The organism is Streptomyces sp. NPDC049687 (assembly GCF_044465285.1).
GTDB lineage: Bacteria > Actinomycetota > Actinomycetes > Streptomycetales > Streptomycetaceae > Streptomyces.
Window position 1 is genome coordinate 190,730 of record NZ_JBITLN010000008.1, and the last position, 24,247, is coordinate 214,976.

The window sequence follows — 24,247 nt, forward strand, 5'->3', positions numbered from 1 at the left end:
GATGTTGGACCGAGAGAGCTGGGGGCAGGGTGGGGGCACCGGCTCTTGCGTACGGGGACGCCGCGTTATCGGCCTTTGAGCTGGACTTTCTTGAGCATGGGCGTCGGCGCCGTCAGCCCTTGGGTCAGGGGTGGAGGACGCCGTTCGAGGCGGTGGAGCCGGTCCGGGACTTCCGCTGGACCAAGGGTGTCGAGAGCTTCGCAGGCTGGTACTACTGCGCGACGTCCCGGGATCACGTCGGCTACGAGTCGTGGCTGGAGCGGGACCAGCTCATCTTGATGGACCGCGACCCGCAGGTGGTGGGGATCGCCTCGCAGCCGTTCTGGCTGCACTGGCACGACGGCACCCGCCAGCGTCGGCACGCGCCCGACTACTTCGCGCGGCTCGCCGACGGCCGCGGCCGCGTCGTGGACGTGCGGGCCGACGACCGGGTCGATGACGCTGCGGCCGAGTCGTTCGAGGCGACGGAGCTGGCCTGCCGGGCGGTGGGCCGGGAGTTCGTCCGGGCCGGGACACCTGAGCCGGTCTTCATGGCGAACGTGCGGTGGCTGGCCCGCTACCGGCGGCGCCGGTGTCTGCGGTGGTTGATCACGGCACGTCTGCTGGATGCCTTCGAGGAGCCCGCGCCACTGGTGGGAGGAGTGTTGGCGGCGGGCGACCGGCTGATGGTGCTGCCGGTGCTGTTCCACCTGATGTGGTCCGGTGTTCTGACCGCCGATCTGCGGGGCGAGTTGCTGCACGACCACAGCACCGTCTGGAAGGAACGGAGCCGGTGAGCGCGATGCGACGGCCGTCGGGCATTGAAGTCGGGGCCTGGGTCCGCTTCGCCGGGCAGGTCCGCGCGGCGACCGCGGTGACCACGACGGCGGTCACGCTGACCGATACGGACGGACCTGCGGTCGCCGTCGAGCTGGACACGCTTCTGCGGGGGGAGGACTTCGCGGTCGTCGACGTCCCAGTGCGCCAGCCGCTGTCGGCGGCCTCGCTGCTGGAGACATTCCCGAAGACGGTGAGGGAGAAGGCCCTGTGGTGGGAGGGGCACATCCTGGAGGTCCTGCACGGGCTGCCGCCCGGCGCCGAGCCGGGGACATCGCCGCGACCCGAGTACGGGCCGGACCGCTCACTGACGGCCCGGCAGCGGGCCAAGGCCGCCGAGCTGACCGCTGCCGGGCACAAAGTCGCTGCTCAGACGGTCGCCAACTACCGGCGCCGATACCAGGCCGACGGAGTCGTCGGGCTCGCGGACCACCGTCCGGTCCGCAAGAAGCGCGAGTTCGGGTCCATGGACGACGCCGTGGTCGCGGCCATGCGGCAGGCCATCGCCGAGGCGACGGACGCCTCGACCCGGCGGGGGACGTACCTGCTCTGGCGGACCGGCGAGATCCTCCGGCAGACGCCCGCCGGCCGGGCGGTCAAGCTGCCGTCCGAGCGGACCCTCTACCGACTGCTGGACAAGCTCACCCGGAACACCCACACCTTCAGCTCGGCCACGACCCGCAGGTCCCGGGCCCACGGCGCCAGCGGCGAGTTCGGCGAGCTGGCAGTGTTCGCTCCGGGCGAGGTGATGCAGATCGACTCCACCCCACTCGACGTCCTGGTTCTCCTGGACAACGGGGTGGTGGGCAAGGTCGAGCTCACGGCCATGATCGACGTCGCGACGAGGTCGCTGACCGCGGCGGTGCTGCGGCCCACGACGAAGTCGGTCGACGCCAGCGTGCTGCTGGCCCGCACCGTCACCCCAGAGCCGATGCGGCCGGGCTGGGTCGACGCGCTGAAGATGTCCACAACAGCGCCGACCTTGGGCCGATGCGGCGCCAGAACTCCGGCGTCACGGCGAAGAGGGGTCTGTGGGAGGTGCACCGCGACCCCTACGACGTCTCCCGGATCTGGGTACGCAACCACCGCGGCCGGGGCGAGTGGGTGCCGGCCTTCTGGAAGCACCTGAACCGGGACCCGGTGCCCTTCGGCGAGCTGGCCTGGGACCACGAAGCCCGCAAGCTGCCCGGCGCCACCGAAGCCGAGATCGCCGACGCGGTCGCCGCCCTGCTGACCCGAGCCCACGCCGGGCCTGAGAAGACGCAGCAGGCCAAGAGCTCGAAGAAGGACCGCCGGGTCGCGGCCCGGACCAGGGCCGCCCGTCCCTCGACGCCGCTGCCGCTGCCTGCACCGGCCCCTGAGCCCGAACCGCTGGACAAGCCCTCCAGGCAGGAGCCGCCTGATGCGGAGGAGCCTCTGGCCGACGTGATTCCCCTGGGTCTGTTCGACCCCCGCGAGAACCCCTGGAAGCGCACATGAATACGTCGCAGACCCTGGCCACCGACACAGAGCGGCACCTGAGCACGCGGGCGGGCTGGCAGGAGTTCACGCAGGACCCGCCGACACCACCGGTCCTGCTGTCGGCAGGCGAGTACGCGTCGCTCAACGAAGCGGATCGCGAACACTACGACGAGGTGCGTCTGGACCATCACGCCCGCCTGCGAGTAGTGGCCACCTCCACAGTCCGCCACACCGTCACCAGCGGACGCCGGCTCATCGTGCTGAACCGTCACGCCATCAGCGCCCGTCGCGGTCTGATGGTGTCGGGCCCGGCCGGCACCGGAAAGACCATCGCGATCACCCAGCTCGGACTTGCCCACGAGCTTTCGGACAGGGCCCGCTACCCTGATTCGCCCGACCGGATCCCAGTCCTCTACGTCACCGTCCCACCGGCCGCCACACCCCGCATGATCGCAGCCGAGTTCGCACGCTTCCTGGGCCTGCCCACGACCCGCCAGTTCAACATCACCGACATCATCGAGGCCGTCGTCGGGGTCTGCACCAAGGCCCGCACCGGCCTGGTCCTGGTCGACGAGCTCCACAACATCTCGCTCACCACCCGGCACGGCGCCGAGGTCGCCGACACGCTCAAGTACTTCTCCGAGCGCATCCCGGCCACGTTCATCTACGCGGGCATCGACATCGAGCACAGCACCCTGCTCTCCGGCACCCGAGGCGCCCAGATCGCCGGGCGCTTCACCCTCATCCCCTCCCACCCCTTCCCCTACAACAACGAATGGAAAGGCCTGGTCAAGACGCTGGAAAGCACTCTGCTGCTGCACCAGCACGAACCCGGAACCCTGGCCAAGCTCGACCGCTTCCTCCACGACCAGACCGGGGGAATGATCGGAGCGCTCTCCCACCAGATCCGCGGCGCCGCGATCGACGCGATCCTCGACGGCAGCGAAAAGATCACGAAACGCGGACTGCAGGCCATCCCACTCGACGCCGCCGCTCAGTTCTCGCGCCCTCTGCCGGCGACGACCGACCGGTGACCCGCAGCAAGCCCACGCTGCCAGCAGCCGAGCTGACCACGCTCCCGTTCCAGGTCCGACCCGTTGCGGGCGAGGGCCGCGAATCGTTCATCGAACGGCTCGCGGAGGCGAACTTCCTCAAGACCGACTACCTGCGCCGCGTTCTGCGGGAGCCGCCGTGGCACCGCGGCGAGCCCCAATGGGAACGGCTGGCCGCCGCAACTGGCCGAGACGTGGACGACCTGCGGGGCATCCTGGGACATGGCCGCTGCAAGGAGTGCGGTTCTCCCATATCCATCGAGAGCAGCAATCAGCGTCGCACCTGCTCAGCTGCCTGTCGCACGAAGAGCTACCGCAGAAGACTTCCCGAGAAGCCCGAACCGCAGCGCAGCATCTCCTGCGCCCACTGCGAGCGAAGCCTCTCCGTCGGAGCTTCAGAACTACGTCGTTACTGTTCACACGCATGTCGTGAGGCCGCCTACAGGAAACGACGACGCGAGCGAGAAGCCATCCCCCTCGCCAACTGCGAGGCTTGCCAGAAACCCATCGGCCGAGTCATCAACAGGCGCTACTGTTCCGAGCGTTGCAGCGACTGGGCATGGAGAAAGCGGCAAGGGCACACCACCGCGCTGGCACCAGACGGCCCCTATCCAGGCCAGCCGAAGACCTGCGCCGGATGCGGCGATCCGCTCGAACCAGGCAGCCGACAAGTGCGCCTGACGTGCTCACCGACCTGCAAGGCACGAGCCTCTCGCCGTCGACGAGCGGCGCGACTCGCTGCAGACTCGCTAGCTCCCTGATGCAACTTCACTGTCAGAGGATGTAGGTGGCCAGTTCAGATTCCCCGCTCGCGGCCAGTCAGCGGGGAGTTAACTGGCCGCGAATGTGACGGTGGGTCACCGCAGTCGGCGGGTACCTGGCGATGGACCGGGGCATCGTTCCGCTAGGGGATGGCCACCGGCTCCGCGGAAAGGTCGATGGTGAACGCCACCCGGTCGAGTCCGGGGCCGTCGTAGTCCGGCTTCACGGCTGAGGCCGTGAAGCCGAGTCGGGTGTGAAATGCCCGCGACGCAGTGTTCTCCGGGCTGGTGATGCAGTGCACGTAACGGCGCCCGTGTGACCGAGTGAGCGCGAAGAAGGACCGGTAGAGGGCACGCCCGACATCCTGCCCGTGCAGCGCCGGGTCGACGCCGACGAAGTGCACGTAGGCGGTTTCGGGCTCTGTCTGCGACAGGAAACCGATAAGGAAGGCGGCAACTTCTCCACTGCCGCGTTCGACCAGAAAACTGGTGGTGGTGAAGTGCTGGAAGTACAGCCGGGGCAGAAGCAGCGCACGTTCCGTCGCCCCTGCCTCCCCCTTCAGGCCATCCCACCACGTGTCCAGTACGGCGAGCACGCGGAGATGGTCTTCATCGGCAAGGTGTCGAGCCCTCAGGCCAGCGGGAAGATCGTCGATCATCTGCGCAGTCTGTCAGCCGCGCGAGGCGCATCGCGAACCTGGCCGCTGCTGGGGGCGACGACTCAAAAGTGCGCACGACAAGCCGACTACGGCCAGTTACCTCAGGCTGGCCGTACTTGGGGAAGTCTTGATGACTGCCGTCAAGAGGACTGGCGAAGTTGCTCAAGGCGCTCTGACAGGCGCGCTCCGCATCCTCGAAGCCCCTCCGGCAGGTTCAGGTCAGGGAGCCGAGCCGGTTGCGACGGCATAGCCGATCGCGGCGGCTGCGTCGGCAATGTCGGCCAGGGACGCCTTGTCGTTCAATGCGGTGACCACGTCCTGGGTCAGTGGGCGAAGGGCGTATACGTGGCGCACCGCGTGGATGTCGACCGGGATCTCGTAGTAGTCCTCCGCGAACTTCTGGAATGCCTGGGGCGATGGGTCGACCAGCAGGTGGAACAGCCAACCAGAACCGTCAGGGTCGGCGTTGTCTTCAGGGAAGTCAATCTCTCCTGCCTGCCAGTGCTCGCTTCCCGCCTCACGCCACATGCAAGCCGTCACCCTGGGCATTCCGTCGTCTGTGAAGGCCGGCTCTTCGACGCAACTGCGGAACACCTCGGGGACCGAGTCCACTACGCCTGGCCAGGGTGCGTCGTCGACGTATGGGCTCATCTCCGACTCGTGGTCGAACCCTCGGACATACGCGCCCGCCGGCGAGAAGATGACATCGAACTCGTCCCCCGAGCCGTTGCGCATGGAGGCGATCTCTTCCGTCTCGGACCAGGCCCGGCTGAATGAGTAGTAGCACTCACCGTCAGGGTTCAGCACAGCCTCCAGCATGGCTATCGACCGACACCTATCCCGCAGCGTCGCGATATCAGGAAGAGCCTCGGCAACGTCGTGAACAGTCATGCGGCCTATCCAAGCGCACCCCACTGACAACAGATCGCGCGTTCGCCAAGCGGCGGACCTCGCGGCCCAGCCGAGGTGAGATTCATCCCGAAGAGTCGCAGATGATCGCCAACGACAGATGGCAGAAACCCGGACCAGGTAACACCCATCGCGTCACGACACACCACCGTCCGACCAGTCCAACTTCGATGGCAAACGATCCAACTTCGATGTCAGAGGACACCGGCCCTATCCGGCGGGATCCGCGCCCCCTCCACGCTCGGCACGTTCCTGCGCGCGTTCACCCACGGACACGCCCTCCAACTCCATGCCGTGCACCGCAGATGCAATGGCCGCACTCGCCGCACGTACCCCGCCAAGCGGGGTGCATCGTGGCGTCGCAGGTCACGGGTCTGGTGTGAAGGGCGAATTGGATACTCGTGCCGGTCGGGGCCGATGACCACGGCGTAGATCATCGGGCAGGTCCGGTTCCAGCGGGATGTCGGGTTCGGCTGCGCCCGCGACCGGCCCCCGCCCACGATCCGTCAGCAGGTCGGCACGCCGTGAGAACGCGGGAGGGCGCGCCAGGACCACCACCCCGATGTGGCAGATCGTCCAACGCATCGAGAGCCTGAGACCGAGCGCGGCCGGAGCGATACCGAGTAGCGGCCGAGTGGATACTCAGTGCCCTAGCTGTATTGATCACGAGCGTAGTTGACAGTTGAGTCCTTGCGGCTTCCTCGCGAGTGAGGGACACACTCTGAACGCCCTTGACTCCGCGGCTGCTACGTCGGCAGGGCGCTGCGGAGCGAGTCGGTGATGGTCTGGAGGCAAGAGGCGAAGTCCCGCTCGCCGTGGGCGTCCAGCCACCGTTCGAAGGCGTTCTGGAAGGCGATCGTGGCGATCTGAGCGACGAGCTTCGCGTGATCGTCGTGCACGCCGCGCTTGCGCAGGGCCTTGCGGGCGGCATCGGCAAGCGCGGCGAGCTTGGTGCGCTCCCGCTCCTGGAGTTCCAGGCTGGCGTCGATCACGGCACGGCGCTCGGTCGCGTGGTCGATGATGTCGACAAGGCGGCTTCCGACCTGGGCGAAGGCGTCGAGGACCGCAGGCAGCGGAGCGGCACTTTCGTCCGCAGCGAGCACGGCCTCCGCCAACGCTGGAGGCAGCTTGTCCGAGCCCGCGAACAGGACCTCACGCTTGTCCGGAAAATAGCGGAAGTACGAGCGACGGGTGATCCCGGCCCGCTCCGCGATGTGCGTCACGGTCACGTCGTCGTAGCCGCACTCCGTGAAGAGCTCCAGCGCCGCCTGCACGAGGCGCCCTTCGGTGCCGGGATCCCATCTCGCCATGGTCTGACAATAGCAACCGATGTCTCAGTGTGTCATCGGCTGGTACTGTAGTGATGACACACTGAGACATCACCGTCGGAGTGCAGGCCACCTCGGTGGGCGTCTGCACCCCGGAATGAGGAGTTCCCATGCCCGACACCACGCACCACACCCGCTCAGGCGAGGTCTGGATCCTCGGGGCGGCCGGTCGCATCGGCAGCGCTGTCACCACACGACTTGTCGACTGCGGACTGCGTCCGGTGCTGGTCGGGCGCGAAGGCGACCGGCTGCGCAAGACGGCCGAGGACCTCGGCCTGCGGGTGGTCATTGCCGACAGCATCGACACCATCACTGCCGAAATCACCCAGCAGCGGCCCACCGTGGTCTTCAACGCCATCGGCAACTACGCCGACACCGCGACCACTCTCGCCCGCGCGTGCATGCCGGGCGGCCACTACCTGGACCTGGCCGCCGACCTGACCGCCGTGTCCCGCCTGCTCGAACTGCACGAGGAAGCCGTCAAGCGCGGCAGCACACTGGTGACCGGCTCTGGCTTCGGCGTCCTGGCCACCGAAGCCGTCGTCGTCAAGCTGTGCGAGAACCGCCCCACCCCGGCTGCCGTACGCGTCGACGCCCTCGCCTCGGTAGCGACCGAAGCCGGTGTCATGGGCGCTGGCTTCGCCGCCTCCGTCATCGACTCCATGACCACCGGCGGACGCCGCTACCAGGGCGGCCACATGGTCACCGCACGCCTCGGCGCCGACCCTCAGCACCTCGCCTTGCCCGACGGGCAGGAGGTCAAGTCTGCCGGTGCTCCCAGTGCCGAGCTGCTCGCCGCTCACCGAGCCAGCAAAGCACCTTCGGTCACCGTCACCACCGCTCTGGCCCCCACCTCACCCATCGTGCGGGCCATCCTCCCTCTGGCCGCCAGGCTGATGTCCATCCCCGCGCTGGCGGGCTTCGCCGTACGCCAGATGGCCAGCATCAAACTCAAGGCCGCACCCCGCCCCCGCCGGCACTCTTGGGGCCACGCGGTCATCACCTGGCCTGACGGCACTCGCCGCGAAGGCTGGCTGCGGGCCGACGACGGCATGGACTACACCGCCGCCGTAGCCACCGAGGTCGCCGTCCGACTCGCCAAGGGGGAAGGCAAGCCCGGCGCGTACACCCCAGCAGCCGCCCTCGGCCCCGACGTCGCCATCGCCGCCGGAGGCACCTTCCTCCTCGACTGAAGACTCGCAGACGCCCCACCTCACCCAACCGCACTGCCCCTGGACCAGGCGGGCGGCCGGGGCGTCTGCGACCCAACGCCGACCAGATCCGCGAGGTCTCTGTGTCCCATCCCAACGCGCGGTTGACCATCCACGGCAGACGACTCCTGGTCGACCGCGTCCGAGCCGGCAGGCCCGTCGCCCACGTAGCCGACGAGATGGGCATCTCCCGAACAACCGCCCACAAGGGGGTCCGTCGTTGGCGAACCGAAGGCGATGCTGGCCTGCACGACCGCCCCAGTCGGCCCCGGACCACCCCACATCGCATGGCACCCGATACCGAGGCCAAGATCTGCGCGCTGCGACGCGAGAGGAAACTCGGTCCCGCCCGCATCGGCCCAGTCCTGGGAATACCCGTCTCAACGGTCCACCGCGTCCTGACCCGGCACGGCCTGAACCGACTGCGCTGGATGGACCGGCCCACGGGCCAGGGCGGTAGTCCCGTGATCGGCTACAGCTTCATCCACACCGCCATCGACGACCACTCCCGGCTCGCCTACAGCGAGGTTCTCACCGACCAACGCTAGGAAACCGCCACCGCATTCTGGCAGCGGGCGAACGCGTTCTTCAGCGCGCACGGCATCACCGTCGAGCGTGTCCTCACAGACAACGGCTCCTGCTACCGGTCCCCGCTGTGCGGCCGGACACTGAGCGCGGCCGGCATCATCCACAAGCGCACCCGACCGTATCGTGCACAGACGAACGGCGAGGTGGAGCGGCTGAATCGCACCCTGCTCGACGAATGGGCGTATGTGCGCCCGTACACCAGCAACGCCGAACGCACCGAGGGCCTGGCGGACTTCCTGCACACCTACAACTACCACCGGTGCCATACCGCGCTCGGCGGTCAACCGCCCATCAGCCGCGTCAACAACGCCGGGTCAATACACCTAGCGGGGACCTCAGTCGCTATGGGCGACCGGCTCGGGATCGGCGTCGAGCGCATCGAGCACTGCGTCGCCGTTCGCCCTCGCCCACTCGGTCAGCATGTGGATCGGATCGATCAGGGTCGCCCCGAGCGGGGTGAGCTCGTACTCGACGCGTGGCGGGACCTCGGCGTAGGCGTGGCGGAGGATGAGTCCGTGCGCCTCGAGCCGTCGGAGCGTCTGGGTGAGCATCTTGCGGGAGATGCCGCCGATCAGCTCGATCAGCTCGCCATGGCGCACCGGGCCCTTGCTGAGGCCGTAGAGCACGACCACCGTCCACTTGTCGGCGATCAGCTCGACCGCCAGACGCGCCGGACAGTCGGCGAGAAAGGGATCACCGGGACCGAAACCGCTCATGCGCCAAAGGTACCTGCGCCGAAGGTACCTGCTGGTTCCTATCAAATTCATAGCCTGGGTTCTCTGCTCCCTCCAAAAAAGCCAGGAGAGTCATGCGAGTCATCACCCAGGAGACGCTCGGCGGTCCCGAGGTGCTCACCATCGTGGACGTGCCCGAGCCCCAGCCCCTTCCGACCGAGGTCCTCGTGCGTGTCAAGGCGATCGGGCTGAACCCGCTGGAGGCGCGCCTGCGCGCCGGCGAGTTCCCGCTGCTCGGCCGGACGCCGTTCGTCCTCGGCTGGGACATCAGCGGGGTGGTCGAGGAGGGGCCGCAGACGTGGCGGTTCAGGCCCGGCGACGAGGTGTTCGGTATGCCGCTGTTCCCGCGGGCGGCGAGCGCGTACGCCGAGGTAGTGTCGGCGCCGGCGGTGCACCTGGTCCGCAAGCCGGCGTCGCTCTCGCACGTCGAGGCGGCGGCGCTGCCGCTCGTCGGGCTGACGGCGTGGCAGGGCCTCGTCGACCTCGGCGGCGTGACCGAGGGCGACCGCGTCCTGGTCCACGGCGGTGGTGGCGGGGTCGGCCACGTCGCGATCCAGATCGCGAAAGCGTTCGGCGCGCACGTGATCGCGACCGCCAGCGGGAGCAAACGGAAGTTCGTCGAGGAGTTCGGCGCGGACGAGGTGATCGACTACACGGCGGTCGACTTCACCGAGGCGGTCCGCGACATCGACGTCGTGCTCGACACGATCGGCGGCGACACCGTCGAGCGTTCGCTCGAAGTGCTCCGCCCGGGCGGTCACCTGGTGACGGCGGTCGCCGAGGAGGATTCGGAGCTCATCGCCAAGTACGAGGCGGCCGGCATGCGCTTCAGTGGCATCGCGGTCGACCCCGATCCGGTCGCCCTGCGAGGTCTCGTCGAACTCGTTGAACAGGGCAGGCTCCGGGTCCACGTGCAGGAGACGTTCCCGTTCGAGCGCGTCGCCGACGCACACCGGCTGCTCGATGGCGGTCACCTCCAGGGCAAGCTTGTCCTCACCGTCTGATCCCGTCGTGGGGCCTCGCGTGAGCGAGGCCCCACCGAGACCGTACGTATAAAAACTGCACGTCAGTGGGCCTGGTGTGCGTAGGCATCAGGAAGCTCGGGCAGGTCCGGAGCGGTAGTCCACCGACAAGGTCATCCGTCAGCGGGCCACTTCCCGGTACGTCAACACCAGCAGGGCCCGCACCAGCGCGGTCGCCCACCTCGGGTCTGTGCGGACCTTGCCGAGGACGCGCCAGTTCTTGAGATGGGCGAAGCCGTGCTCGACCGGGCCCCGCACCGCGGCCAGCACCTTGTTGGACAGCTTCTGACCACGAGTCAGGGGCCTGTTCCGGCCGCCTTGCAGCCAGTGATCACCGCCGGGTCGGCGTCCGGACTGCTGTCGTCGAGGCCGACGAACCCCAGGTCGGCGATGGCGCCGAGCCCGGCCGCCCGCAGCTTGGTGGTGAGCTTGTCGTGGCGGCAGGCGGTGATCTGCAGCATGACCCCGCCACCCTTCCGGACGATCTTCTTCAGGGCCCGGTCCAGGCGTGGGGCGCGGCCGGCCAGCAGGCCGACGACCTTGCGCACCCAGCGAGTGACGGTGGTGCGGTGCACCCCGTTCCCGTCGGCGAGATCGCCGGGCCGCTGTCACAGCGCGGCACCGCCAGCACGATGGTGGCGATCTTCCCGGCGGGCAGTGCCCGATCGGGCCGTTTGTGCAGCCAACCGCGGTCGGCGAGCTTGGTCATCTTCGCGCGCATCGGCTCCAGTTTGCCGCGCACTTCTGTGTCCAGGCCCAGCCGCTCGCCGACCGCCCTGACCTGCACCGGGAGTCGGCCTCCCGCACGATTGCGAGGATCTTGCGGTAGTCGCCGGGCAGCGCACCCTCGTCGGCCGCGTCGCTGCCGTGCGGGATGAGCAGGACCGCCCGCCCGGCCACCCTCGCCGACACTTGAGCGGCGGATTCGGCCGCCTCGGCGTCGGCGTCTGCCTGGGCCTGCTCGGCCGGACGATGCAACACCCGCTCCGCGACCGCCAGTTCGTCCCGCTCGACCTGGACCTCCTGAAGCTTCTACACCGCCACCACGCCGTCGTCGAGCAGGTCATCGCCGACAGCAAGAACTCCGCCCTCGCCCACCTGCCCTCGGCACACTTCCACGCCAACGCCGCCTGGCTCACCCTGTGGGCGATGGCCTACAACCTCCTGCGGGCCACAGGCACCCTGACCTCCGCCTTCCACACCAAAGCCACCACCGCGCCCACCTCATCCACGTCCCCGCCAGGATCGCCCGCTCCGCACGACGCATCACCCTGCACCTGCCCGCGCGGGCCCGTTTCCATCCGTTCACTCCTGCCTGATTCAAAAGTGCAGCGATGTACGCAGCCTCGGGCCGCGCTGCCCACGCGTCACAGTTCACCCGCTGGAGTGAGCCGGCTGGTCCACCAACGGCATGGTGGGGGGATGCGGTGAACCGATCCCGGGACCTTGCTCGTAGCTCTTGTGCACACCCAGCGTTCCGCCCCTCCCCGTGGCTCCTCACGGGGGCGGTGGCGTCTCACTACGACTCCGGACCTGGAAGGCCCCCGATGCACGCCCACGAAACAGCCTCCCATCGCGACAATGCCGGGCCCAGCCGCGCACCAGCCCGCACGCGCCCGAAAGCGCCGAGTCCCGGCGTCGGAGTGTCCCCCCAATCCCTCCTGGCTCTGCAGGGCACCTTGGGCAACGCGGCCGTCGTCCAGATGCTCCGTCAGTCAGGGCACCCCTGGGCTCAGCACCAGCACGGCGCCGGCTGCGGCCATCAGCAGACCGAACAGGCCCCTGTGCAGCGCTCCGCCGTCCACGACGTCCTCCGCACCGGCGGCCAGCCCCTCGACGACACCACCCGCACCGAGATGGAAGCCCGCCTCGGGCAGAACTTCTCCGACGTCCGCGTCCATGAGGACAGCGCCGCGAAGGAGTCCGCGGCCCAAATCGGCGCCCGCGCCTACACCTCAGGCAATCACATCGTCATCGGCGAAGGCGGCGCCGACAAGCACACCCTCGCCCACGAACTCACCCACGTCGTCCAACAGCGCCAAGGACCCGTCGCCGGCACTGACAACGGGGCGGGTCTGAAAATCTCCGACCCCTCCGACCGCTTCGAACGCGAAGCCGAAGCCAATGCGACACGGGTCATGACGGGATCGGCACCCCTACAGTGCGCCCCGCATCAGACGGCCGCCGACGCGAAGGAAAACACAGAGTCCGGCACAGTGCAGCGTGCGGGGGATGGCTCAGACAGTGACACCTTGCACAAATGGCAGAATCCGGAAGGCCACGAGGAGTGGCCCAAGTTCGCAAAACTCATGCAGGACGCCGGTGTGCAGAATTTCGTGTACCGACGGGCTTGGCAGCTCGTAATGTCGGGACTTCACGCACAGGGAGACCTCAATGACGCGGCGGAGACCGCCCCAAGGGGAGAGCAACGGAAGGTTATCAACAGTAACGCCTTCTATGGCAAACTGAAGGAATTGTTGGCTAATCATATGGGATTGGACGCCCCGATGGCCCTGTGGTCGGGAGGCATCGAAGTGGGTCAATACGCCCGCGCCAAGGGCTACTGTCCACTGGAATACACTCCGGCTGGCGCCGTGATGAACGCTCTGGCTCTCACGAATACCTGGCAGCTCAAGTCACCCCTATGGAACGCCCTCTCCGAGGCCTACGCAATGAAGGCCAACGGTCCCGTTCACGTTTTCCTGCGGGTGTACAACCCAGACACTGTCCTCTTCCAGGACGAGATCCCGACCCTGCGGAACCTCATGAAGCTCAATCCCGCCATCGAAATAATCTGGCACCCGCTGTACACAGAGACCAGTGACAATCCCAAGGATAAGTCAGGCTGGAAACTCAAGGAGATCAGTCAGGATCTCAAACTTGTGGACGATGCCCCGTACAAGAGCCGAGATAAAGCCGTGAGAGCGCTTGCAGATTACCTTCTGCGCTTCCATGATCAGCGCGGAAAGGGTGATCCCAAGTACGACCAGGAAATCGAAAGGCCGCTTGAACAGATGAACGCGCGCATAGAGGAGAACCACTTCTACAAGGGGAAGAAACAGTAGAAGCTGCGTCACGACCTCTTTCCGTAGGACACAGGGGCCAAGGCCCTCCGGGAACGAGACAGGCACGTGTTCCCAAGATCATGGAGTTCTCTACGCCCCGTGATCCGGGTGGAAGACCGTGTCGGGTAGCCCGGCCGCATTGCTGCGGCCGGGCCCGATCCACCGGGCAACAGCTGGTCCAGGGCTTGGGCATGAAGACGCGGATGCCCTCTGAACTGGGCTGATGGGACTTCCTAGGGTTGCATGTCCACAGAATCGGAGTGCATCCGCGAGATGCAATCTCCCCAAGCGGCTTCGGCGGTGTCCGCCGCGTTCGATGACACGAACCTGGTCGCGTATGCCGGGCTGGTCCCGGCGATGCGGCTGGCCGAGCGATGCGGGCTTGCCCGTCTGGTGGCGGACAAGGTGAAACTGGGCGGAGCGAAGAACAGCGCGGGTGCGGCGGCGGAGGCCAAGGTCACCAGCATCATGGCCGGAATGATCGCGGGTGCGGACAGCATCGACGACCTGAACGTCCTGCGGCATGGTGCGATGCCGGCCCTATTCGGCGGGATCCGCGCCCCCTCCACGCTCGGCGCGTTCCTGCGCGCGTTCACCCACGGACACGCCCTCCAACTCCATGCCGTGCACCGCAGATTCCTGGCCGCACTCGCCGCACGTACCCCGCTGCTGCGCGGCGCCGACGAGAAGGCGTTCATCGACGTCGGCTCCACCACAAACGCGTCCACGGCCGCACCAAGCAGGGCGCCGAGTACGGCCGGTTCAAGGGCATCCGCACCCTGCACCCTCTGCTCGCCACCATCTGCACCCCCACCTCCCGGCCAATGATCGCCACCGTGCGGATGCGCCGCGGCAAAGCAGCCGACTCCCGCGGCGCCCCGAAATTCGTCAGCGAGGCACTGGCCACCGCCCACGAGGCCGGCTGCACCGGCCTGCGCATCCTGCGCGCCGACTCGCAGTTCTGCAACGCCGGTGTCATCGCCGCCTGGCTCACCCTGTGGGCGATGGCCTACAACCTCCTGCGGGCCACAGGCACCCTGACCTCCGCCTTCCCCACCAAAGCCACCACCGCCACCCTGCGCGCCCACCTCATCCACGTCCCCGCCAGGATCGCCCGCTCCGCACGACGCATCACCCTGCACCTGCCCCGCGACTGGCCCTGGCGACATACCTGGACGCGTTCGACACCATCCACGCTCCACCCGAACCCGCCTGACAGCCCCTACCCATCCCACCCGCCAGGGCCCAACCGGAACCGAAACGTGGAAAAGCTGGGCAGACCAGCAGCTGCCGCCTGCCCAGCGACGACCACCGCTCCGAACCCGGCTCACACATCACTCAGAAGGTCGTCCACGAATCAGTCGGTGGATCGAGGCTGAGGCGTGGCCGGCCGCTGGTCCGTGCAGGACCGCGGCCAGGCGGCCGGCCCCTCCACAGACCCTGGCCGCAGCCCCGACCGCGAAGGCGACCAGCCCCTTCGGGTAGCACCGCAAAGACCGGCGAACGCTTCGAAACATTCGACAGTTGCTCTTCGGTAAATGATCTAGGATCTGATCTCATTCATTTTCAGTCTGGATTTTTTTACGCCTAGGTGCCACTGAGCAGCAGTGATATCCCTTATGGCCTTTCGAATGTTTCGGAGTCGTTAACGAAACTATTGACAGTCATTGCGCCCCGCCCAACACTGTCGCGGAAATCGGCCCACGAGGACGAGGAGGCAACACGCACATGCCCAACGCACCCGCACACCGACTCAGGCTGCTCATCAGCGGCGTCTGCACCATGCTGCTGGTCGCCGTGGCCGCACTGACCCTGCCCGGCACCGCGCAAGCCGACACGGTCGTCACCACGAACCAGACCGGCACCGACAACGGCTACTACTACTCGTTCTGGACGGACAGCCAGGGCACGGTGTCCATGAACCTGGGCTCCGGAGGCAACTACGGCACCTCGTGGAGCAACACCGGCAACTTCGTGGCCGGCAAGGGCTGGAGCACCGGCGCCCGCCGGACCGTGACCTACTCGGGCAGCTTCAACCCCTCCGGCAATGCCTACCTGGCGCTCTACGGCTGGACGTCGAACCCGCTCGTCGAGTACTACATCGTCGACAACTGGGGCACCTACCGGCCCACGGGCACGTTCCTGGGCACCGTCACCAGCGACGGCGGCACGTACGACATCTACAAGACAACGCGGTACAACGCCCCGTCCGTCGAGGGCACCAAGACCTTCGACCAGTACTGGAGCGTCCGGCAGTCGAAGCGCACGGGCGGGACCATCACCACCGGCAACCACTTCGACGCCTGGGCCCGTGCCGGACTGACCCTGGGCAGCTTCAGCTACTACATGATCCTCGCCACCGAGGGATACCAGAGCAGCGGAAACTCCAACATCACGGTTGACGGCACCAGTTCGGGCGGGGGAGGGGGCGGCGGGGGCGGTTGCACCGCGACCCTGTCCGCCGGTCAGCAGTGGAGCGACCGGTACAACCTCAACGTCGCGGTCACCGGCTCCAGCAACTGGACGGTGACCATGAACGTGCCGTCCCCCGCGAAGGTCCTCTCGACCTGGAACATCAACGCCACCTACCCCAGCGCCCAGGTACTCACCGCCAAACCCAACGGCAGTGGCAACAGCTGGGGGGTGACCATCCAGCACAACGGCAACTGGACCTGGCCGACCGTCTCCTGCACCGCGAGCTGACCCCCCGACCCCCAGGCTGGAGCCCCCATGACATCCCGACCGCGTAGCACGATCCTGGCCGCCGCCCTCGCGACAGCCGCCGCGGGCGCGTTGACCCTAGGCACCCCCGCCCCGGCTCAGGCCGCCGTCTGCAACGGGTACGTCGGCCTCACCTTCGACGACGGCCCGGGCGCCGGCACCTCCGCCCTGCTCAACGCCCTCACGCAGAACGGGCTGCGGGCCACCATGTTCAACCAGGGCCAGTACGCCGCCGCCAACCCCTCCCTCGTACGGGCCCAGGTGAACGCCGGGATGTGGGTCGGCAACCACAGCTACACGCACCCGCATCTGACCCAGCAGAGCCAGGCCACGATCGACTCGGAGATCTCCCGGACCCAGCAAGCCGTCGCCAACGCAGGCGGCGGCACTCCGGTGCTGTTTCGGCCGCCGTACGGGGAGACCAACGCGACCGTGAAGGCTGTGGAGGCCAAGTACGGTCTGACCGAGATCATCTGGGACGTCGACTCTCAGGACTGGAACAACGCCAGCACCGACGCCATCGTCGCGGCCGCCGACCGGCTCACCAACGGCCAGGTGATCCTTATGCACGACTGGCCCGCCAACACACTCGCCGCGATTCCGCGCATCGCCCAGGGACTGGCCGCTCGTGGACTCTGCGCGGGCAAGATCTCCCCACAGACCGGACGCGCCGTGGCCCCCGGCGACAGCGGGGGAGGGGGCGGCGGGGGCGGTTGCAGCGCGACCCTGTCCGCCGGTCAGCAGTGGAGCGACCGGTACAACCTCAACGTCGCGGTCACCGGCTCCAGCAACTGGACGGTGACCATGAACGTGCCGTCCCCCGCGAAGGTCCTCTCGACCTGGAACATCAACGCCACCTACCCCAGCGCCCAGGTACTCACCGCCAAACCCAACGGCAGTGGCAACAGCTGGGGGGTGACCATCCAGCACAACGGCAACTGGACCTGGCCGACCGTCTCCTGCACCGCGAGCTGACCCGGGCGGCGCGGTGGCCCGCAGCTGCCGCGCCGCACCGTGAGCACTACGAACGGGACGAGGATGCTCTCGTTACGGCTTTCGGCGGTGACTGGGGAGGGAACTGCAGGAGCAGCCCTCCGGGCCGCCGGTCCCAGGACCCTTGAAGCAAGGCCCATGCCGCGGTCGGACACCTCGCGTGGTCAGGGCTGTTCGTGCCGGTCGGTGGGGTGGCGTTCTGGGCGGTGTGCGGTTTCGGCGTCGGAGTGACAGGTGCAGCCGTTGCGGCCCACCATGCGCACAAGGTGTGCGGCGTGTCGCGCGGATTCCCTCATCCACAGCAGGCCCACCGTGGGCTGGACACCGTGGAAGCCGCTCAACAGCACGCCGGGACTGAGGTTCTCCACCTCGTGCCACCACCCCGCCGGCACGTGCAGTACATCACCCGGGTCGAGATCGACCGTGAGGACGCCGGGTCCGCCCGCGGCCCGGTGTGCCTCCTGCTGTGTCACCTCCTCGGCGGTCAGCCGGGACAGCCGTGCCCACTTGTCGTAACGGGGGGACAGGGCACCGACCCGCTGGACGCTTCCCGGCGGCAGCAGCCGGAACCGCTTGCGTCCCACCAGCTGCACGGCGACGTTGTCCAGAAGGTCGTAGTGCAGGCCGGTACGGGCGCCGGTGGGCCCGATCCAGGCGCTGCTGGAGGTCACGGCACCGCGGGGGAACAACTCCTGCGGGCACAGGTCGTCCCGGAGTGCGGGTGCGGCCCGCAGGAGGTCGAACTCCTTCAGATACAGCCCGCGCACGCTGTCCTCGTGCGTGCCCAGCGCACGCAGGTAGGCCGCCAGGTACGTGGTCCGCACCCGGGTCCGGCCGCGCTCTCGTTCTCCCACCACGAGTGTCACGGGCAGCTCCGGGACGACCTCCGCGAGTCTGTCGAAATCCCATGTCCGGACGGCCGGCCAGTGCGCGGCGGCTCCACGGTCCGCCCACGGCACCGGGCCGCCGCCGTCCCGGGCCGGCGGTGAAGGAGCCGGCGCGCTCATGACGGTCCACCCTGGCCGCGCTCGCCGGTTTCGCGCTGGAAGACGAGGCAGGCGTTGTGGCCGCCGAAGCCGAACGAGTCGGCGAGCGCCGCGCCGGCCCGCACCTCGCGGGGGCCACCGGTGACGATGTCCAGCTTGATCTGCGGATCCTGCTCCCGCAGGTTGATGGTCGGCGGGACGACCTGGTCGCGCAGGGCCAGGATCGCGGCCAGGGCGTTGAGGGAACCGGCGGCGCCGAAGAGGTGGCCGGTCATGGACTTGGTGGCGGTGACGGCGGCGTGCAGGCCGATGGCCTCGCTGATCGCATGGGCCTCGGTGAGGTCACCATGCGGGGTGGAGGTGGCGTGGGCGTGGACGAGATCGATGTCGCCGGCGCGGAGACCGGCGTCGGCCAGTGCCCGGCGGATGGCGCGGACCTGGCCCTCGGCGTGCCCCGCCGTCATGTGGTGCGCGTCGGAGGTGATGCCCGCGCCGGCCAGGGTGGCGTGCACCGTGGCGGCGCGTGCGGCTGCGAACTCGGCGCGTTCCAGAACGGCCACGGCCGAACCCTCGCCGATCACGAAGCCGTCCCGGGTGGCGTCGAACGGCCGGGAGGCCCCCGCTGGGTCGTCGTTGCGGGTGGAGTGCGCCATGGCCTGGGCGAAGCCGGCGAGGGGGAGGGGGTGGACGCAGGCCTCGGCGCCACCCGCCACCACCACGTCGGCGCGGCCGAGCCGGATCAGGTCCAGTCCCAGGGCGATGGCTTCCGCGCCGGAGGCACAGGCGCTGACGGGTGTGTGGGCACCGCCCCGCGCACCGAGTTCCAGGCTGACAACGGCCGCCGGCCCGTTGGCCATCAGCATCGTCACGGCACGCGGGGACACCCGCCGTGCGCCGGAGCGTTCCAGGACGTCGTCCTGGCCGAGCAGCGTGAGGACGCCACCGGTGCCGGTGCCGATCACCACGGCCAACCGCTCGGGGTCCACCTGGGGGCGGCCGGCGTCGGCCCAGGCCTCACGGGCGGCGATCAGGGCGACCTGCTCGCAGCGGTCCAGCCGACGGGCCTCCATCCGGTCCAGGACCTCGGTGGGCTCGACCCGCAGGCGGGCCGCGATCCGCACCGGGAGCGTCCCGGCCCAGGCGTCCTCGATCCGGGAGACCCCCGACTCTCCGGCCAGCAGGGCGGACCAGGTGCTGGGCAGGTCCCCGCCCAGGGGTGTGGTGGCACCGAGTCCGGTCACGACGGCGTTCATCCGTTGTTCTCCTGAAGCGAGCCCGCTCTGCCGAGCGGCGCGGTGCGGTCGCCGTCGCCGAGGGGCGGACGGGGAGAGGGAGCGGGCAGACCCATGAGGCGTCCTTTGACGGCGGAGACGATCAGCGCGGGGTCGAACAGCCGGGCTGGTGAGCCGACGAGGTGGTAGATGCTGTCGAGGGTGCGCTGGGCCCGGACATTGCCGTGCGCGGCGAGCCGGTCGACCTCGGCCGACCAGCGGCTGAACAGCGCGTCCACGCCCGGGCGCCGGCGGTCACCGCCGCCCATGTGGCGCACGTCCTCGCCGGTCGCGAGGGCCCAGGGGAGATCGGCGGCGCGGGCGAGCCGTCGTATCAGCCGGTGCTCCCAGCCCGGCCCGGTACCCCTGGCCAGCGCCCGTCGTAGGAGCAGCGCCTGCGTGGCGGCCACGGTGATGCCCTGGCCGTACACCGGGTTGAATGCGCAGAGGCTGTCACCCAGCACCAGGAGGCCGTCGGGCCACCTCGTCATGCGTTCGTAGTGCCGGCGCAGGTTGCCGGTGCGGCGGTGGACGGCGATGTCGCCCAGCGGACGGGCGCGTCCGGTGAAGTCGGCGAGCACCGGGTCGCGCAGGCCGGCCAGGAAAGCGTGGAAGCCTTCCGGATCCCGGGGAGGGCGGTGTTCCGCGGCGCCCACGGCGGCGACCAGCCAGCGTCCGCCCTCGACGGGAAGAGCCACGCCCCCGGCCGGGACGCTCGGTGTCGGGAGGACGACGACGCCCGCCACGCGGCCGAAGTGGTCGGGTGGGGCGGCGTAGACGCGGCCCGCGTAGCCGAATCCGGCGTCGACCGTGGTGGCGGGCACCTCGCCGAGCCCTCGTCGGATCAGCCACTGGGGCAGCCGGGAGCCGCGCCCGGACGTGTCCACGACGAGGTCTGCTCTGACGGACGGGACACCGTGGCGTTCGACGAGCCAACCGGTGCCGTCGGCAGGGCGGTTCAGGCCGCGGACGCGGGCACCCCTCACCAGTGCGACCCCGGGCAGCGCGGTCACCCTCTCCCGCACCAGGTGCTCGACCAACGGGCGCGTGGCCGAGACCAGTTCGAAGGCGGGCGTGCCGAAGGGGGCCCAGCCACGTTCACCGAGCCAAGCGAGGTTGCCCGTGTCCAGCGGCACTCCGCCCGCGGCGATCACCTGTCGGCGGAATCCCGGAAGCAACTGCTCGATCTCGCACAGCCCCCGGTGCAGGAGCACCTGCGGCTGGCGGCCCTGGGGGACACCTTTGCGCGGCACGGGGGCCGCGGTGGCCGGGTCCCGTTCGAGGAGGGTCACCGTACGACCGGATCCGCTCAGGACCGTCGCGGCCAGCAGACCCGCCATACCCGCCCCGATGACCACCGCATCCGCATCCGGCGCCGTCCCGGCCCGGCTGTCGGCCTTGTTCACGTTCAATCTTTCCCTGCCTGTTCCTCGGACCCGAGCCCGCGGCTGCTAGACGAGCCGGAAAAGCGTGGAGCGCATCAGGTGGAGCCAGGAGAGCGGCACGAGACGCCACAACGGGGCGCCTGCCGCCAGCGGTATACGCCCGCGGATCACGGCTCCATGGTCGAGCGAGGCCGGGTGGGGAAAATATCCGGGCTTGCATTCCAGGATTTCCCTGAAGCCTTTGCCGTGGTAATAGCGCAGTTGCGGGTCGCGCGGCAGCCCATGACGCTTCTCACGCATATACGAATCCGGCGATCCTTCCGGATTTGCTTTCATCCAGCCCCTCAGGCCCGGCATGGGGGAGCCGAGATAGATGTCACGCCATCCACCCTTCAGTGCATAAGGCCAGAAGAACTCGAATATGGCCGTCACGGCATCCGCGTCGATGCTGCTCAGGCTTATGCCGAACAGGGACCGGGTACGCGCCGGGGCGGGGGTCCGCACCTCGGCACAGTCGGACCAGGTGGCCGCCGCGCGCAACTCCTCGACCGTGATCGGCTTCATGAAGAGCGACGCCAGCGCCACTCCGTCGGCCGTAAAGGCGCCGATACCGAGCTGCGGGTACGCCTGGATGCGAGCAGCGAGTTCCCCCGCCGAAGCGGCCTGGTCCTCGTCCCATGTGCTTTCTTCGAGGGTCACGAGTGATTCCACGTCCGTCACGGAGAGGAAACGGACCTGGGCGCACTCCATGGACGCGACCTCGCCTCCAGCGCTGCTGCCGGACAGTCGGACGGGGTCAGTGATGCTCATTTCTCGTTCTCCTCGCACGGGGACGACATCCGCGCCGAGGATTGCAGCCGACCGATCGTTCGGGGAATGCTACCCATAGGTAGTGCCGTCGAAATTCACCACCCGTTCACCGTGAGCGCTATACGTGCGGTCCTGGTGATTTCCGGCAAGCCGCACGCCGTGCCGACGCCGCCACTTGCCACCACGGTCGCCCGCCGTCGGCTTCACCGCCCGCCTCGGGAGCAGGCCCGGCGACCGCAACATCCGCCGCCCGGGCCAGGGCGATGCTGCGGACGGTCGCACTGAAGGCGGCCTCCGTCGTTGCACCTGCCGAGCAGCAGCATGCGGGCAGCGGCGCGGGAGCCGGTCACCACGCCGACGATGAACGCCTGCCTGACGTCGCCGACATGGGGATTGCGCTGGAGGTAGGTGCCGCCGGCGAGCCGGTCGATGGCCTCGGCCTCGTTCGTCTCCGGCCGCCCATGGCGCCACCGTAGGGCCGGGTGCCGGGTGCGCCATGACGAGTGCGTGGAGCAGGCGTCCCGGCCGCGCCGAGGCGGGGATCGAATCCGATGTGCGCGGCTGGCCCGCGGGCTTCCATGCCGGCCTGTCGGCCGACACCATGCCCCGACCCGGCGCCCCCGCCCTGCACCTCGTCGCCGGGGGCGGGAGGATGCGCGACGGATTCCCGGCGAGGTGTCTGCCGTCCCGGCGCGGCGGCCATGAATTCGACGCCTGCGCCGGGGAGTTCGAAGGCGCCGGTCCGGCCGGAGCCCTGAACCGGTACCGCCACATGGACGGGACGGGACGGGGCGGACCTGGCCGACCACCGCTGTGCCCCGATCCGCCGGCCCGTGCTGTTGGCAGGCGGGCCCTTGGCACCTCCGCCGTCTGGCCGGCCGACGAGATGGAGGCCCACGTTCCTCCCTCGCCGGCCTGATCTCCCTTCCCGCGTCCTGGACGGCTGCGGTCACTGGATCCGGCAGGAACGCCCCGCGGCGGTCGGCCTGCTTCTGACCCGGCCGGCTCGCCTCCCTCGAGGTCTGACGCCGACCCGCTCAGCGAGCTCCGGTCCAGTTGTGGGCCACGTCCACGACCACGTGGCCGTCCACCCGCAGGACCCGGAACGGCAGCCGGGTCCGGACGCCGAGCCCGATCTGGGTGTCGCCCTCGAAACTGCCGGCGAACCGGGTGTCCCGGAAGGTGCGGTATCCGGTGAGGTTGACGCCCGGCAGCGGGCGGCCGGCCCTCGCGGGATAGGTGGGCGCCCCGGTGCCGGGGTCGTAGCTGGGCGCTGTCACCCGCACCTCCAGGACGGCTCCGCCGCCGACGGGTATGAGGCGACCCGATCCGTCCTGGTAGAGGTGTGTCACATATCTGACGGAGTAGCCGAGGTGGCTCCTGCCCGCGCCGGGGATGTCGATGACCATCCGGTCGTAGCAGGCGTGGCGGCCGGTCCTGACGTTCGTCACCGGTGTCGTCGTACCGGCTGTGCGTGTCTTGGCGAGGCTGCCCCAGCCGGTGGGGCAGGCAGTGCTCTGCGCGGCGGCGACCGGCGCGGCATCGGCCGGGAGTGCGGTCACTCCCAGTGCGGTGGCCACGACCGTGAGTGCTGCCCATACTGTTCTGCTTCGTCTCATCACGGCCCCCTGAAGCATGGTTGGTGCTGATATTGAATGAGACACTGGGGATGGCTGAAAGGTTGCGGTTTCTGGCCGGTTTTCTGCGGGTCGGTCGGCTTCCAGGGGGACGTCGCCCCCAGCCGCGAGGAAATGGCGGTCGCGGACTACGGCGCCCTCGTCGCGGCTGTCGCCCGGTACAGGACCGAACTGCTCACCCCCAGAAGCCGCCGACCGCGACCTCGGTCCACTTGTGTGGCCGCTGCTGATCAGACCGGGCCCGTCTGCAAGGGCCCGCGAAATTTCGCCGGCGATGTCGAGAATCTGTGACTGGCTCCGTCCCCGCAGTGAAGGCGACCACAATGGGACGCACCAGCGAGGAGAACCACCATGGCCAAGTACCTGCTGCTGAAGCACTACCGCGGCGCCCCGGCCGCGGTCAACGACGTGCCGATGGACCAGTGGACGCCGGAGGAGATCTCGGCCCACCTGCAGTACATGAACGACTTCGCGGCCCGGCTGGAGAAGACCGGCGAGTTCGTCGACGGCCAGGCACTCGCCCCGGAGGGGACGTGGGTCCGCTACGACGGCGAGGGGCGCCCGCCGGTCACCGACGGCCCGTTCGCCGAGACCAAGGACCTCATCGCCGGCTGGATGGTGATCGACGTCGACGGTCTCGAGCGGGCCGTCGAGCTGGCCGGGGAGCTGTCGGCCGCCCCCGGGGCGGGCGGGAAGCCGATCCACGAGTGGCTCGAGCTGCGCCCGTTCTACGGCGTGTCGTCCACCGTCACGGAGTGACGACCCAGAAGGGGCGTCGGGATCCTCCAGGCGGCCCTCGCCCGCGGCCGGCTGGGCGAGTTCCAGCCACGGGCCCGCC

19 protein-coding genes and 4 pseudogenes are annotated in these 24,247 nt (G+C 68.9%); 13 read left to right on the top strand and 10 right to left on the bottom strand.

What is annotated here, in order from left to right:
• The first annotated feature begins 119 nt into the window (after positions 1–119).
• The 4 genes from ACIBVL_RS24775 to ACIBVL_RS24790 are packed head-to-tail and all read left to right on the top strand — an operon-like array spanning position 120 to position 3,311.
• Entirely contained in the window at positions 120–776 is a 657-nt protein-coding gene (locus ACIBVL_RS24775; RefSeq protein ID WP_399099845.1) for a TnsA-like heteromeric transposase endonuclease subunit, read from the top strand.
• Entirely contained in the window at positions 773–1,945 is a 1,173-nt protein-coding gene (locus ACIBVL_RS24780) for a hypothetical protein (RefSeq protein WP_399099847.1), read from the top strand. The genes ACIBVL_RS24775 and ACIBVL_RS24780 overlap by 4 nt, the downstream gene beginning before the upstream one ends.
• Complete coding sequence (locus tag ACIBVL_RS24785) at positions 1,921–2,295, top strand: hypothetical protein (RefSeq protein WP_399099849.1); 375 nt, start codon at positions 1,921–1,923, stop codon at positions 2,293–2,295. Before ACIBVL_RS24780 ends, ACIBVL_RS24785 begins: the two co-directional genes overlap by 25 nt.
• Positions 2,292–3,311 carry an AAA family ATPase gene (locus ACIBVL_RS24790; RefSeq protein ID WP_399099852.1) on the top strand — a complete coding sequence of 340 codons (1,020 nt, stop codon included), beginning with the start codon at positions 2,292–2,294 and terminating at the stop codon, positions 3,309–3,311. The genes ACIBVL_RS24785 and ACIBVL_RS24790 overlap by 4 nt, the downstream gene beginning before the upstream one ends.
• Positions 3,312–4,233: 922 nt before the next feature.
• Here ACIBVL_RS24790 and ACIBVL_RS24795 read toward each other — a convergent pair.
• The 3 genes from ACIBVL_RS24795 to ACIBVL_RS24805 form a co-directional block, all read right to left on the bottom strand.
• Positions 4,234–4,749 (bottom strand): GNAT family N-acetyltransferase, encoded by a 516-nt coding sequence (locus tag ACIBVL_RS24795; RefSeq protein WP_399099854.1) that lies wholly within the window; start codon positions 4,747–4,749, stop codon positions 4,234–4,236.
• Positions 4,750–4,968: 219 nt separating this feature from the next.
• A complete protein-coding gene (locus tag ACIBVL_RS24800) occupies positions 4,969–5,640 on the bottom strand; it encodes a hypothetical protein (protein ID WP_399099856.1) in 672 nt (223 codons plus the stop codon).
• Between the two features lie 764 nt (positions 5,641–6,404).
• Entirely contained in the window at positions 6,405–6,968 is a 564-nt protein-coding gene (locus tag ACIBVL_RS24805; RefSeq protein ID WP_399099858.1) for a TetR/AcrR family transcriptional regulator, read from the bottom strand.
• A gap of 128 nt (positions 6,969–7,096) precedes the next feature.
• On the opposite strand from ACIBVL_RS24805, the gene ACIBVL_RS24810 reads away from it, so the two are divergent.
• Together ACIBVL_RS24810 and ACIBVL_RS24815 are read left to right on the top strand one after the other, a co-directional pair.
• Positions 7,097–8,179: a hypothetical protein gene (locus ACIBVL_RS24810; RefSeq protein WP_399099861.1), complete on the top strand. Its 1,083-nt coding sequence runs from the start codon at positions 7,097–7,099 to the stop codon at positions 8,177–8,179.
• A gap of 101 nt (positions 8,180–8,280) precedes the next feature.
• A pseudogene (locus tag ACIBVL_RS24815) lies at positions 8,281–9,093 on the top strand (integrase core domain-containing protein); the annotation flags it as partial.
• Between the two features lie 27 nt (positions 9,094–9,120).
• On the opposite strand, the gene ACIBVL_RS24820 reads toward ACIBVL_RS24815, so the two are convergent.
• A complete protein-coding gene (locus ACIBVL_RS24820; protein WP_399099863.1) occupies positions 9,121–9,501 on the bottom strand; it encodes a winged helix-turn-helix transcriptional regulator in 381 nt (126 codons plus the stop codon).
• Between the two features lie 92 nt (positions 9,502–9,593).
• Between ACIBVL_RS24820 and ACIBVL_RS24825 the strand changes: the two genes are divergently transcribed.
• Entirely contained in the window at positions 9,594–10,523 is a 930-nt protein-coding gene (locus tag ACIBVL_RS24825; RefSeq protein WP_399099865.1) for an NADP-dependent oxidoreductase, read from the top strand.
• A gap of 138 nt (positions 10,524–10,661) precedes the next feature.
• On the opposite strand, the pseudogene ACIBVL_RS24830 reads toward ACIBVL_RS24825, so the two are convergent.
• A pseudogene (locus ACIBVL_RS24830) lies at positions 10,662–11,262 on the bottom strand (transposase family protein).
• Positions 11,263–11,576: 314 nt separating this feature from the next.
• Here ACIBVL_RS24830 and ACIBVL_RS24835 point away from each other — a divergent pair.
• From ACIBVL_RS24835 to ACIBVL_RS24855, 5 genes and pseudogenes are all read left to right on the top strand, one after another.
• Positions 11,577–11,830 (top strand): annotated as a pseudogene (locus tag ACIBVL_RS24835) (IS1380 family transposase); the annotation flags it as partial.
• Between the two features lie 390 nt (positions 11,831–12,220).
• Positions 12,221–13,606, top strand: a complete 1,386-nt coding sequence (locus tag ACIBVL_RS24840; RefSeq protein ID WP_399099867.1) for a DUF4157 domain-containing protein — start codon at positions 12,221–12,223, stop codon at positions 13,604–13,606.
• Between the two features lie 273 nt (positions 13,607–13,879).
• Positions 13,880–14,787, top strand: a pseudogene (locus ACIBVL_RS24845) (transposase); the annotation flags it as partial.
• Between the two features lie 547 nt (positions 14,788–15,334).
• Positions 15,335–16,309 (top strand): glycoside hydrolase family 11 protein, encoded by a 975-nt coding sequence (locus ACIBVL_RS24850; RefSeq protein ID WP_399099869.1) that lies wholly within the window; start codon positions 15,335–15,337, stop codon positions 16,307–16,309.
• A gap of 27 nt (positions 16,310–16,336) precedes the next feature.
• Entirely contained in the window at positions 16,337–17,302 is a 966-nt protein-coding gene (locus ACIBVL_RS24855; RefSeq protein WP_399099871.1) for a polysaccharide deacetylase family protein, read from the top strand.
• Between the two features lie 182 nt (positions 17,303–17,484).
• On the opposite strand, the gene ACIBVL_RS24860 is transcribed toward ACIBVL_RS24855, so the two are convergent.
• The 5 genes from ACIBVL_RS24860 to ACIBVL_RS24880 all read right to left on the bottom strand — a co-directional run bounded on the left by ACIBVL_RS24860 (position 17,485) and on the right by ACIBVL_RS24880 (position 23,391).
• Complete coding sequence (locus ACIBVL_RS24860) at positions 17,485–18,327, bottom strand: cupin-like domain-containing protein (RefSeq protein WP_399099873.1); 843 nt, start codon at positions 18,325–18,327, stop codon at positions 17,485–17,487.
• Entirely contained in the window at positions 18,324–19,559 is a 1,236-nt protein-coding gene (locus ACIBVL_RS24865) for a beta-ketoacyl-[acyl-carrier-protein] synthase family protein (protein ID WP_399099875.1), read from the bottom strand. Before ACIBVL_RS24865 ends, ACIBVL_RS24860 begins: the two co-directional genes overlap by 4 nt.
• Complete coding sequence (locus ACIBVL_RS24870) at positions 19,556–20,983, bottom strand: FAD-dependent oxidoreductase (protein ID WP_399099877.1); 1,428 nt, start codon at positions 20,981–20,983, stop codon at positions 19,556–19,558. Before ACIBVL_RS24870 ends, ACIBVL_RS24865 begins: the two co-directional genes overlap by 4 nt.
• 45 nt (positions 20,984–21,028) lie before the next feature.
• On the bottom strand, positions 21,029–21,772 hold the full coding sequence (locus tag ACIBVL_RS24875) for a hypothetical protein (RefSeq protein WP_399099880.1): 744 nt from the start codon (positions 21,770–21,772) through the stop codon (positions 21,029–21,031).
• Positions 21,773–22,809: 1,037 nt separating this feature from the next.
• Positions 22,810–23,391, bottom strand: coding sequence for a hypothetical protein (locus ACIBVL_RS24880; RefSeq protein WP_399099882.1), 582 nt, complete (start codon positions 23,389–23,391; stop codon positions 22,810–22,812).
• 369 nt (positions 23,392–23,760) lie between these two features.
• On the opposite strand from ACIBVL_RS24880, the gene ACIBVL_RS24885 reads away from it, so the two are divergent.
• A complete protein-coding gene (locus tag ACIBVL_RS24885) occupies positions 23,761–24,168 on the top strand; it encodes a YciI family protein (protein ID WP_399099885.1) in 408 nt (135 codons plus the stop codon).
• Positions 24,169–24,247: the final 79 nt, after the last annotated feature.

Coding starts and splice junctions, on each gene's coding strand:
- ACIBVL_RS24810 (WP_399099861.1), top strand. CDS start 7,097: ATGCCCGACACCACGCACCACACCCGCTCAGGCGAGGTCTGGATCCTC.
- ACIBVL_RS24800 (WP_399099856.1), bottom strand. CDS start 5,640: ATGACTGTTCACGACGTTGCCGAGGCTCTTCCTGATATCGCGACGCTG.
- ACIBVL_RS24850 (WP_399099869.1), top strand. CDS start 15,335: ATGCCCAACGCACCCGCACACCGACTCAGGCTGCTCATCAGCGGCGTC.
- ACIBVL_RS24795 (WP_399099854.1), bottom strand. CDS start 4,749: ATGATCGACGATCTTCCCGCTGGCCTGAGGGCTCGACACCTTGCCGAT.
- ACIBVL_RS24880 (WP_399099882.1), bottom strand. CDS start 23,391: ATGAGACGAAGCAGAACAGTATGGGCAGCACTCACGGTCGTGGCCACC.
- ACIBVL_RS24865 (WP_399099875.1), bottom strand. CDS start 19,559: ATGAACGCCGTCGTGACCGGACTCGGTGCCACCACACCCCTGGGCGGG.
- ACIBVL_RS24855 (WP_399099871.1), top strand. CDS start 16,337: ATGACATCCCGACCGCGTAGCACGATCCTGGCCGCCGCCCTCGCGACA.
- ACIBVL_RS24790 (WP_399099852.1), top strand. CDS start 2,292: ATGAATACGTCGCAGACCCTGGCCACCGACACAGAGCGGCACCTGAGC.
- ACIBVL_RS24820 (WP_399099863.1), bottom strand. CDS start 9,501: ATGAGCGGTTTCGGTCCCGGTGATCCCTTTCTCGCCGACTGTCCGGCG.
- ACIBVL_RS24825 (WP_399099865.1), top strand. CDS start 9,594: ATGCGAGTCATCACCCAGGAGACGCTCGGCGGTCCCGAGGTGCTCACC.
- ACIBVL_RS24885 (WP_399099885.1), top strand. CDS start 23,761: ATGGCCAAGTACCTGCTGCTGAAGCACTACCGCGGCGCCCCGGCCGCG.
- ACIBVL_RS24805 (WP_399099858.1), bottom strand. CDS start 6,968: ATGGCGAGATGGGATCCCGGCACCGAAGGGCGCCTCGTGCAGGCGGCG.
- ACIBVL_RS24860 (WP_399099873.1), bottom strand. CDS start 18,327: ATGAGCGCGCCGGCTCCTTCACCGCCGGCCCGGGACGGCGGCGGCCCG.
- ACIBVL_RS24875 (WP_399099880.1), bottom strand. CDS start 21,772: ATGAGCATCACTGACCCCGTCCGACTGTCCGGCAGCAGCGCTGGAGGC.